Raw genomic sequence first — 9,635 nt, 5'->3', positions numbered from 1 at the left:
CCTGGCGGTCGCCGCGTCGAGGTCGCGGCCGAAGCGGGCGCGGGCCGCCGCCGCATCCGTCGTGTCGCGCGTCGCCGTGCGGGCGGAGGCCCACGCGGTCGCATCCACGAAATCCATCGTCCCAACTGCCATGCCCGGCCTCCTCCACCGATAGGAGCAAACGGCAGGCCAGCGCCGGAAATTGTTCAAGGCACTGATAAGTTTGATTTTTCTGAGACCGATCGAGCAGTTCGCGCGGTGGGCGAGGGCGGTTGCTGCCGTGTGCCCGGCAGGACTTGCCGGCTCAAGGCGCCCGCGGAGCGGGCCGCGCCCTGGAAACGCCGGGCGACACACACTATAGACAGCCCTGGGCGGCGGGACCTTAAGAAGGCCCGCGCCGCCGTCAGACCCGGCGCCATGAATTCCCTCGACCTTGCCAAGCCTCCGCACGAGACGCGCGTCGTCGTCGCCATGTCCGGCGGCGTCGATTCCTCCGTCGTGGCCGGGCTGCTGAAGCGCCAGGGCTACGACGTCGTCGGCATCACCCTGCAGCTCTACGATCACGGCGCTGCGACGCATCGCAAGGGCGCCTGCTGCGCCGGCCAGGACATTCACGACGCCCGGCGCGTCGCCGAACGCATCGGCATCCCGCACTACGTCCTCGACTACGAGGACCGCTTCCGCGACGCGGTGATCGACCGGTTCGCCGAGAGCTACCTCGCCGGCGAGACGCCGATCCCCTGCGTCGAGTGCAACCGCTCGATCAAGTTCCGCGACCTGCTCGCCACCGCGCGCGACCTCGACGCCGACTGCCTCGCCACCGGCCATTACGTCGCGAGCCGGGCGCTGCCGGGGGAGGGCGGTCGTCGCGCGCTCTATCGCGCCCTCGATCCGGCGCGCGACCAGAGCTACTTCCTCTACGCCACCACGCAGAGTCAGCTCGACTTCCTGCGCTTCCCCCTCGGCGAGTTGCCGAAGGACGAGACCCGGCGGCTGGCGCGCGAGCTCGAGCTCGTCGTCTCCGAGAAGCCCGACAGCCAGGACATCTGCTTCGTGCCGCAGGGCCGCTACGCCGACGTGATCGCGCGGCTCCGCCCCGATGCCGCGCGCCCCGGCGAGATCGTCGACCTCGACGGCCACGCCCTCGGGCGTCACGAGGGCATCATCCACTACACCGTCGGCCAGCGCCGGGGCCTGCGCCTGGCCTCGCCCGAGCCGCTCTACGTGGTCCGCCTGGAGCCCGACACCGCCCGCGTGGTGGTCGGCCCGCGGGCGGCGCTGGCGACGCACCGCATCCGGCTGACGGACGTGAACTGGCTCTGCGCTCCGGGCCCCGTCGCCGACATGGCCGTCGCGGTGCGGGTCCGCTCGACCCGCGAGCCCCGCCCCGCCCGGCTCGACTACGACCCCGCGACCGACACCGCCGAGGTCGTCCTGGCCGTCCCCGAGGATGGGGTCTCGCCGGGGCAGGCCTGCGCGATCTACGCCGACGAGTCCCCGCGTGCGCAGGTCCTTGGCGGCGGTACGATCCGGCGGGTGGCCGCCGCCTCGGCGGACGCCGCGAAAGCCGCCTGATACAAGAGCTGCCTGATAAGAGCCGCCCGATCCGCCGCGGCCCGAACCGATCATCCCCTCGAAAATCACGAGAGAACCTGAATGCTGAGCGAGCCGGAGGCCGGGCCGAGCACCGCCCTGATGCGCAAGGCCTATGCCCGCTGGGCGCCGGTCTACGACGTGGTCTACGACAAGCTCACCGAGCCGGCCGCCCGCGCCGCGGTGGCCGCCGCCGCCGAGAGCGGCCCGCGGATCCTCGAGGCCGGCGTCGGCACCGGCTTGTCGCTCGGCTACTACCCGCGCACCAGCTTCGTCTGCGGCGTGGACCTCTCCGAGGACATGCTGAAGCGGGCACGCCGCAAGGTGCAGCGCCGCGGCCTCGCCCACGTGAAGGGCCTGCAGGTGATGGATGTGTGCCGCCTCGGCTACGCCGACGCCTCCTTCGACGCGGTGGTGGCGCAGTTCCTGATCACGCTGGTGCCCGACCCGGAGGCGGCGTTGTCCGAGTTCCTGCGGGTGGTCCGGCCCGGTGGCGGCATCGTGCTCGCCAACCATTTCGGGCAGACCGAGGGGCCGGTGGCCAAGGTCGAGGAGATCGTCGCGCCGCTCTGCACCAAGATCGGCTGGTCGTCGGACTTCAAGTCGACGCGGATCGAGGCCTGGGCGCGGCGCAACGGCGTCGAGTTCATCGGCGTCGCGCCGACCTTCCCGGGCGGGTTCTTCAAGATCCTGCGGATGCGAAAGCCCGCGTGACCGCGGACGGCGCGACGCCGCCCGGTCCTCCGCCCTCAGCCCGGCGCCGGCTGTGGCGCTGGCTGCCGCTCGCCCTGCTAATCGCGCTCTCGATCGCGGTGCTGGTCTCGGGCGCGTCGCAGCTCCTGAGCCTAGACCGGCTGCTCGAGTCGCGGCAATGGCTGCGCACCTTCGTCGAGGCCGACCGTCCGCGCGCAATGGTGCTCGCCTACCTGGTCTACGTCGCCGCCGTCGTCGTCTCGGTGCCGGCGACGCTGATCCTGACGATGGTCTGCGGCTTCCTGTTCGGCATCGTCGCCGGCGCTCTCGTCGCGGTCTGCGCTGCCACCACAGGCGCGGCGATCGTGTTCTCCATCGGCCGCGGGCCGGCCTCGGACCTGCTGCGGCGGGTGGCCGGGCCGCGGCTCGGTGCGCTGGCCGAGGGCTTCCGCGACGACGCCTTCGGCTACGTCGTGTTCCTTCGGCTGCTGCCGCTGTTCCCGTTCTGGATGACCAACCTCGCCCCGGCCGCGTTCGGCGTCGCGATGCGCACCTTCGTGCTGGCGACCGCCTGCGGCCTGCTGCCGGGAGCCTTCGTCTACGCGGCCACCGGCGCCGGCATCGAGGACGTGGTCGCCGCGCATGCGGACGCGAAGGTGGCATGCCTCTCGGCCGGCGGCACCGATTGCGAGAACGCCTTGAGCTTCCGCGCCCTGGTCACGCCGCGCATGGTGGTCGGCCTCGGCGGCCTCGGATTGTTCGCGCTGCTCTCGATCGTCCTACGCCGGCGCTTCGTCCGGCGCGGCGCGCAATGACCGGGAGACCCGCGCCGACCCTCGCGTTTGCGTACTGAAAACGCGCGCCGGCGCCGGTCCCGCTGGCGATGCCCCCTCGACGCTTCGCAGGCGCGCGCGCTACGAGGCTTGTCGATGCCGCCGTCCCGGCGGGGATGCGGGCGGCGTCGGGACGTTCGCGAAGGGGCACGGGGTCGCCGCGCTTTCCGGGGCCGGGATAGCAGTGGTCGCACGCTCTGACACGCAACCGACCGAGTCGCCGACGATCGAGCCCGCGGCGCCAGCAGCGGCACGGCCGCGATCGGCGCGCTGGCTTCGGCACCTCGGCCTGTCCGGCCGGCTCTTCCTCGTCACCGTCGCCTTCGTCGCCACGATCGAGGTCCTGATCTTCGTGCCGGCGGTGGCGAACTACCGCCTGTCCTGGCTGTCCGACCGGATCAGCGCGGCGCAGGTCGCCGCCCTCGTCCTCGACGCCAGCGAGGGGCACCCGGTGCCCGACGAACTCGCCCGGCGCCTGCTCGCCGGCGTCGGCGCCCGCGCGATCGCGGTCCGCGACGGCGACACCCGCCAGCTCCTGTCGATCGACCCGGTACCGGAGCGGGTCTCGGACACGGTCGACCTGCGCAAGCAGACGATCCTGTGCGCCATCCGCGGCGCCTGGCGGACGCTCACCGAACCGGTCGACGACCCGATCCGCGTCGTCGGCCAAGGCTGGGAGGGCTTCGACCTCGTCGAAATCCTCCTCGACGACGCGCCGCTGAAGCAGGCGGTGGTCGACTTCGCGATCCGTCTGGCGGTGTCCTCGCTCATCATCGCGACGGCGGCCGCCGGCCTCGTCTTCTTCGTGCTGCAGACCCTGATCGTGCGGCCGGTGCGGCGGCTGGCGCGCAACATCACCGCCTTCGCCGACGACCCGGAGGGCGCCGACCGGGTCATCGCGCCCACGAGCCGCAGCGACGAGATCGGGCTCGCCGAAACCGCGCTGGCGCGGATGCAGCGGACGCTGGCCGACCAGCTCCGCCAGAAGCGGCGGCTCGCCGAGCTCGGGCTCTCGGTCGCCAAGATCAACCACGAGCTGCGCAACCTGCTCACCGGGGCGCAGCTCCTCGGCGACCGCCTGGAGGACATCTCCGACCCGACGGTGCAGCGGGTCGCGCCGCGCCTCGTGGCAACCCTGGGCCGGGCGATCCGCTTCTGCGAGGCGACGCTCGCCTACGGGCGGGCCGCCGAGCGCACGCCGCGGAGCCGCGAATTCGCGCTGGCTCCGGTGATGGCCGAACTCGCCGACCTTGCGGCGCTCTCCGCCCACGGCCGGGTGCGGGTCGTCACCGAGGTCGCCCCCGATCTGACCGTGTTCGCCGATTCGGAGCAGATCGGGCGGGCGGTGGGAAACCTGGTGCGCAACGCCGTCCAGGCCCACGACTTCACAGAGGCCGACATGGCCGCGCCCGAGGTGCGCATCGCGGCCGGACGCGAAAGCGCGGACGCGGTGACGATCCTGGTGAGCGACAACGGGCCGGGCTTGCCGGCGCGGGCCAAGGAGCACCTGTTCGAGGCGTTCCAGGGCTCGATGCGCTCGGGCGGGACCGGGCTCGGCCTCGCCATCGCCTCCGAGCTGGTGCGCCTGAACGGCGGGACGCTGTCGCTCGATCCCGGAACGGAAGGCACCCGGTTCCGGATCGTCCTGCCCGACGCCGCCAAGGCCTAAGCCCTACTCGGCGGCTTCCATCATCGGCGCGGCGACCGTGATGCCGATGTCGCGCAGGAGCGCGGCGTCGGAATCGGTCTCGTTGTTGGCGGTGGTCAGCAGGCGCTCGCCGTAGAAGATCGAGTTGGCGCCGGCGAGGAAGCACAGGATCTGCGCCTCGCGGGTCAGCCCCTTGCGGCCGGCGCTGAGGCGCACCCGCGCCTTCGGCATCACGATCCGCGCCGTCGCGCACATGCGCACGAGGTCGAGCGGGTCGACCGGCGGGCGGTCCTCCAGCGGCGTCCCCTCGACGGCGACCAGCGCGTTGATCGGCACGCTCTCGGGATGCGGCGCGTGGTTGGCCAGCACCTGAAGCATCGCGGCCCGGTCGGTCACGCCCTCGCCCATCCCGACGATGCCGCCGCAGCACAGGCCGATGCCGGCCTCGCGGACGTTCTCCAAGGTCTGGAGGCGGTCGGCGTAGGTCCGGGTCGAGATGATGTCCTCGTAGAAGTCCGGGCCGGTGTCGAGGTTGTGGTTGTAGGAGGTGAGCCCCGCCTCGGCGAGGCGCCCGGCCTGCGACGGCGTCAGCATGCCCAGGGTCACGCAGGCCTCCATGCCCATGCCCCGCACGCCGCGGACCATGGCGAGCACCGCGTCGAATTCCGGCCCGTCCTTCGGCTGGCGCCAGGCCGCGCCCATGCAGAACCGGTGCGCCCCGGCGGCCTTCGCCTCGGCCGCCTCGCGCAGTACCGCGTCCACCGGCATCAGGCGCTCCTTGGCCATGCCGGTGCCCTTGTGGTGGGCCGATTGCGGGCAGTAGGCGCAATCCTCCGGGCAGCCCCCGGTCTTGATCGAGAGGAGCGAGGCCCGCTGGATGTCGGCCGGATCATTGTGGGCGCGATGCACGGAAGCCGCCCGGAACACGAGGTCGAGCAGCGGCAGGTCGTGGATCGCGCGGATCTCCTCGACCGTCCAATCGTGGCGGATGGCAGGGGCGGCGGGGGCGGAGGTCGTCAGCATCATGCGCCCATGAGGCGAATCCGCGGACGAAAATCAAGCCGTCAGGCTCGGGCGGAGGCCCCGCGCAGGCGCGACAGGCTGTGCCAGGCCGGCGCGATCACGAAACTCGTCAGCGGAATGAGCAGGCCGCCGACGACGAGGCCGACGACGCCGGAGCCGGCGGCCGTGACGAGCCATTCGACGAAGCCCGACAGGGCGGGCGGCAGCGCGCCGGCGACGGCGCTGGAGGCCGCGTGCAGGGCGTGGGCGACCTGCGGCAGGCCGTAGGTCTCGAGCCCGTGGACCAGGATGCCGCCGCCGACCCAGATCATCGCCGCGGTGCCGACGATCGCCAGCAGCGCGAGGAAGGGCGGCATTCCCTTGACGATGCCCCGCCCGAGGGCGCGGACGAAACTTCCGAACGCGGATCTCGACGTGCTCGCGGCCATCGCCATGCCGGCGTCGTCCGCCTTCACGATCAGCGCCACCGCGCCGTAGACGAAGGCGGTGATGCCGACGGCCACCAGCGCCAGCACGGCAGCCTTGGTGACGACGCCGCCCTCGGGGAGCGCGGCCAGCGTGATCGCCATGATCTCGGCCGACAAGATGAAGTCGGTCTTGATCGCGCTCGAGACCTTGCGGTCCTCCATCGCCCGGCCGTCGCCGCCGGCGTCGGGCTGGGCGTCGTGCGCGTGGCCGGCATGGGGGACCAGCGCCTCGTAGACCTTCTCGGTCCCCTCGTAGCAGAGGTAGGCGCCGCCGAGCATGAGCAGCGGGGTGATCGCCCAGGGCGCGAAGGCGCCGAGCGCCAGGGCGGCCGGCGTCAGGAACAGCAGCTTGTTGCGCAGCGAGCCGACCGCGATCTTGGCGACGATCGGCAACTCGCGCTCGGCGGCGAAGCCGACGACGTAGCGCGGCGTCACCGCCGCGTCGTCGATCACCACGCCGGCGGCCTTCACCCCGGCCTTGGCCGCCTGGCCGGCGACGTCGTCGAGGGAGGCCGCGGCCACCTTGGCGATCCCGGCGACATCGTCGAGGAGGGCGATCAGACCGATGCTCACGTGAAGGCGTCCTCCGAAAGGTCGAGCCTTCTGTGCAGAGGACGTTCACGAAGTCGATAGCGGATCGTCACCGACCGCGGCGTCAGCACCGGAAGAGAAGAGCGTCAGTTCGTCGGCTCGCCGGCCGAGACCTTCGCGGTCCAGTCGTCGAAGGCGATCACCGGCTGGCGCTGCTCGCCGAGGCGATCGATGCGCACCACCATCTCGTCCCCGGCCTTGAGGTAGCGCGGCGGCTTCATGCCGAGTCCGACGCCCGGCGGGGTGCCGGTCGTGATCACGTCGCCGGGCTCCAGCATCATGAAGTGCGAGACGTAGGCGACGAGCTGCGGCACATCGAAGATCATCGTCGCGGTGGAGCCGGTCTGCATGCGCTGCCCGCTCACGTCGAGGCTCATCGCGAGATTGCCGAGGTCGGGCACCTCGTCGAGCGTCACCAGCCACGGCCCGAGCGGCCCGAAGGTCGGGCAGCCCTTGCCCTTCGTCCAGGTCGGGCCGCGCTCCATCTGCCATTCGCGTTCGGAGACGTCGTTGCAGATGCAGACGCCGGCCACGTAGTTCAGCGCCTCGTTGGCGTGGACGTAGGAGGCGCGGGAGCCGATCACGACGGCGAGCTCGACCTCCCAATCGGTCTTGGCCGAGCCCTTGGGGATGATCACCGTGTCGCTGGCGCCGACGATGCAGGACGGCGCCTTGTTGAACACGATCGGCTCGGACGGGATCGGCGAGCCGGTCTCGGCGGCGTGGTCGGCGAAGTTGAGGCCGATCGCCACGAAGTTGCGGGTGCCGCCGACGCAGGGGCCGAGCCGTGTGGATTCCGGCAGCAGGGGCAGCGTCTCAGGGTCGATCAGGCGGAGCCGGTCGAGGGATTCGGGCGAAAGGCCCGGCCCGGCGATGTCGCGCAGGACGCCGGACAGGTCGCGCAGTCCGCCGCCGCCGTCGATCAGACCCGGCTTCTCGTCGCCGGTCGCACCGTGCCGAACCAGTTTCATCGTCCGTCCACTCCCTGCGTTCCGCAACCTCGTGCGCAGGAAGGTGGGTGTCGGGGCAGCCGGGTCAAGCGTGACGAGGCCGGCGCCCCCGTCGTCAGCAATAGCGCCCTGGAATATCCGGCGGGAGCCATCCGGGACAAAGGGTGCACCGGAGGCGGGTGCCGGCATGTGGCAGAAAGCGCACATGGATCGCCCAAAGACGCCCGGCGGCGCAAAGGGTAAATAGTCCTGTACGCTACCGCAGATCGTTTACATATGAACGAAGATTGGTGAAAACTTCGTTCCAACCGATCTACAAATCTAAAAATATTAAAACTAGTATTTTTATCAATTTATACTGATAAAGTTTAGCGACCGTCGGGCGTTGTGTCTCCTGCCGAATATTGGCACAGATTTAACCGAGGCGACGGCCCGAATGGGCGGCACCGAACGAGTGCACCGCCGGATCGTATGGGGAGACGACCATGGCAAAGACATTGCGCGCATTCGCGACGGCCGGCGTTTCGGCGGCCGCGTTGATGATCGGCACGGCGGGCGCCCAGGCCGGCGCCTTCGGATTGCGTGAGCAGAGCGCCATCGCGGTCGGCATGGCCGATGCCGGCGCGGCCTCCGGCGGCGGCGGCGTGTCCTCGATGTTCTGGAACCCCGCCGTGGTGACGATGCGTCCCGGCTGGGTCACCGAGCAGAACCTCACGTATGTCGGCCTGTCCGGTAAGATTACGCCGACGACCCCGACCAATCCGGGCTTCATCGGCCTCGGCGGATCGGGCGAGATCGGGCAGGGCGCCGTGCTGCCCTCGAGCGCCACCGCCTACCAGCTCAACGACCGCCTCTGGATCGGCATCCAGACCGGCGCGCCGTTCGGCCTCGTGACGAAGCCGCAGCAGACCTGGGCCGGCGAGGTCTACGGCCGCTCCAACCGGATCTTCTCGCTCGCCTTCAACCCGGTCGTCGGCTTCAAGGTCAACGATTGGCTGTCGGTCGCCGCCGGCCCGAACATCGAGTATTTCCGCCTGACCCTGCGGCAGGCGCTGCCGATCCCGGGCCTGTCCCCGACGGCGTATCCGAGCAGCTTCCTCAAGGGCGATTCCTGGGGCGTGGGCTTCACCGCCGGCGTGCTGGTGACGCCCTGGGCCGGCACCGCCATCGGCGTGGGCTATCGCTCCTCGGTGCATCACGACATCGAAGGGTCCATCGGCGTGCCGCTGGTGGCGCTGGCGCCGCTCGCCGGCCAGGTCCGCTCGAACCTCAACACCCCCGAAAAACTCAGCGTCGGCCTGACGCAGTCGCTGGCTCCGAACTTCCGGATGAACCTCGGCTTCGAGTGGGACAACTGGTCGAGGCTCGGCACCGTCGGCATCGTGTCCGAGGCCCGCAACGTGCCGGTCAGCTTCCTGCCGCTCAACTACAAGGACGGCTACACCTATTCGATCGGCGGCGAATACGACTGGTCGCCGGCCCTGACCGTGCGCGCGGGCGTCTCCTACGAGCAGTCGCCGATCGACTTCTCGAACCGTTCGGTGCGGCTGCCCGACGGGGACCGCGTCAACCTCGCCGTCGGCGGCAGCTACCGCTGGAGCGACAAGCTCCTGCTGACGCTGGCCTACTCGCACCTGTTCGTGGAGCGCAGCCGAATCCTCGCCGGACCGGGCCGCGACTACAACACCGGCAACATCGTCTTCGCCGGTCTCGTAGACGGCAGCGCGGACATCGTCTCAGTGGGCTTCCGCTACACCTTCGACGCCCCGGCGGCCCCCGCGCCCGTCCCGCTCGTCCGCAAGTACTGAGGCCCGAACGACCGGTCCGGGGCGGAGCCGTCCCGGACCTACGCAGGAAC

General features: G+C 70.8%; 8 protein-coding genes. 5 read left to right on the top strand and 3 right to left on the bottom strand.

The genetic code is table 11. The features are described from left to right. The first annotated feature begins 396 nt into the window (after positions 1-396). The 4 genes from mnmA (at position 397) to FV229_RS10070 (ending at position 4,767) form a co-directional block, all read left to right on the top strand. Positions 397-1,554, top strand: a complete 1,158-nt coding sequence (mnmA, locus tag FV229_RS10085) for a tRNA 2-thiouridine(34) synthase MnmA (RefSeq protein WP_147751835.1) — start codon at positions 397-399, stop codon at positions 1,552-1,554. Positions 1,555-1,635: 81 nt separating this feature from the next. Next, positions 1,636-2,286 carry a class I SAM-dependent methyltransferase gene (locus FV229_RS10080; RefSeq protein WP_147751834.1) on the top strand — a complete coding sequence of 217 codons (651 nt, stop codon included), beginning with the start codon at positions 1,636-1,638 and terminating at the stop codon, positions 2,284-2,286. Further along, positions 2,283-3,080, top strand: coding sequence for a VTT domain-containing protein (locus FV229_RS10075; protein WP_147751833.1), 798 nt, complete (start codon positions 2,283-2,285; stop codon positions 3,078-3,080). Before FV229_RS10080 ends, FV229_RS10075 begins: the two co-directional genes overlap by 4 nt. A gap of 244 nt (positions 3,081-3,324) precedes the next feature. After that, on the top strand, positions 3,325-4,767 hold the full coding sequence (locus FV229_RS10070; RefSeq protein WP_147751837.1) for a HAMP domain-containing sensor histidine kinase: 1,443 nt from the start codon (positions 3,325-3,327) through the stop codon (positions 4,765-4,767). Positions 4,768-4,770: 3 nt separating this feature from the next. Here the strand turns inward: FV229_RS10070 and bioB are convergent, their stop codons facing one another. The 3 genes from bioB to FV229_RS10055 form a co-directional block, all read right to left on the bottom strand. Beyond that, positions 4,771-5,772 carry a biotin synthase BioB gene (bioB, locus tag FV229_RS10065; RefSeq protein ID WP_147751832.1) on the bottom strand — a complete coding sequence of 334 codons (1,002 nt, stop codon included), beginning with the start codon at positions 5,770-5,772 and terminating at the stop codon, positions 4,771-4,773. 38 nt (positions 5,773-5,810) lie between these two features. Beyond that, positions 5,811-6,809, bottom strand: coding sequence for a DUF808 domain-containing protein (locus FV229_RS10060; RefSeq protein WP_147751831.1), 999 nt, complete (start codon positions 6,807-6,809; stop codon positions 5,811-5,813). A 104-nt stretch (positions 6,810-6,913) separates the two neighbouring features. Next, positions 6,914-7,798, bottom strand: a complete 885-nt coding sequence (locus tag FV229_RS10055; RefSeq protein WP_147751830.1) for a fumarylacetoacetate hydrolase family protein — start codon at positions 7,796-7,798, stop codon at positions 6,914-6,916. 464 nt (positions 7,799-8,262) lie between these two features. Here FV229_RS10055 and FV229_RS10050 point away from each other — a divergent pair, with 464 nt between their 5' ends. Next, complete coding sequence (locus tag FV229_RS10050) at positions 8,263-9,585, top strand: outer membrane protein transport protein (protein ID WP_147751829.1); 1,323 nt, start codon at positions 8,263-8,265, stop codon at positions 9,583-9,585. The last annotated feature ends 50 nt before the right edge of the window (positions 9,586-9,635 follow it).

The sequence above is a fragment of the Methylobacterium sp. WL120 genome, assembly GCF_008039465.1.
GTDB lineage: Bacteria > Pseudomonadota > Alphaproteobacteria > Rhizobiales > Beijerinckiaceae > Methylobacterium > Methylobacterium cerastii.
This window is presented reverse-complemented; position numbering and strand designations above follow the sequence as displayed.

Excerpts from the sequence above, each read along its gene's own strand:
- mnmA (WP_147751835.1), top strand. The coding sequence starts at position 397 with ATGAATTCCCTCGACCTTGCCAAGCCTCCGCACGAGACGCGCGTCGTC.
- FV229_RS10050 (WP_147751829.1), top strand. The coding sequence starts at position 8,263 with ATGGCAAAGACATTGCGCGCATTCGCGACGGCCGGCGTTTCGGCGGCC.
- bioB (WP_147751832.1), bottom strand. The coding sequence starts at position 5,772 with ATGATGCTGACGACCTCCGCCCCCGCCGCCCCTGCCATCCGCCACGAT.
- FV229_RS10055 (WP_147751830.1), bottom strand. The coding sequence starts at position 7,798 with ATGAAACTGGTTCGGCACGGTGCGACCGGCGACGAGAAGCCGGGTCTG.
- FV229_RS10080 (WP_147751834.1), top strand. The coding sequence starts at position 1,636 with ATGCTGAGCGAGCCGGAGGCCGGGCCGAGCACCGCCCTGATGCGCAAG.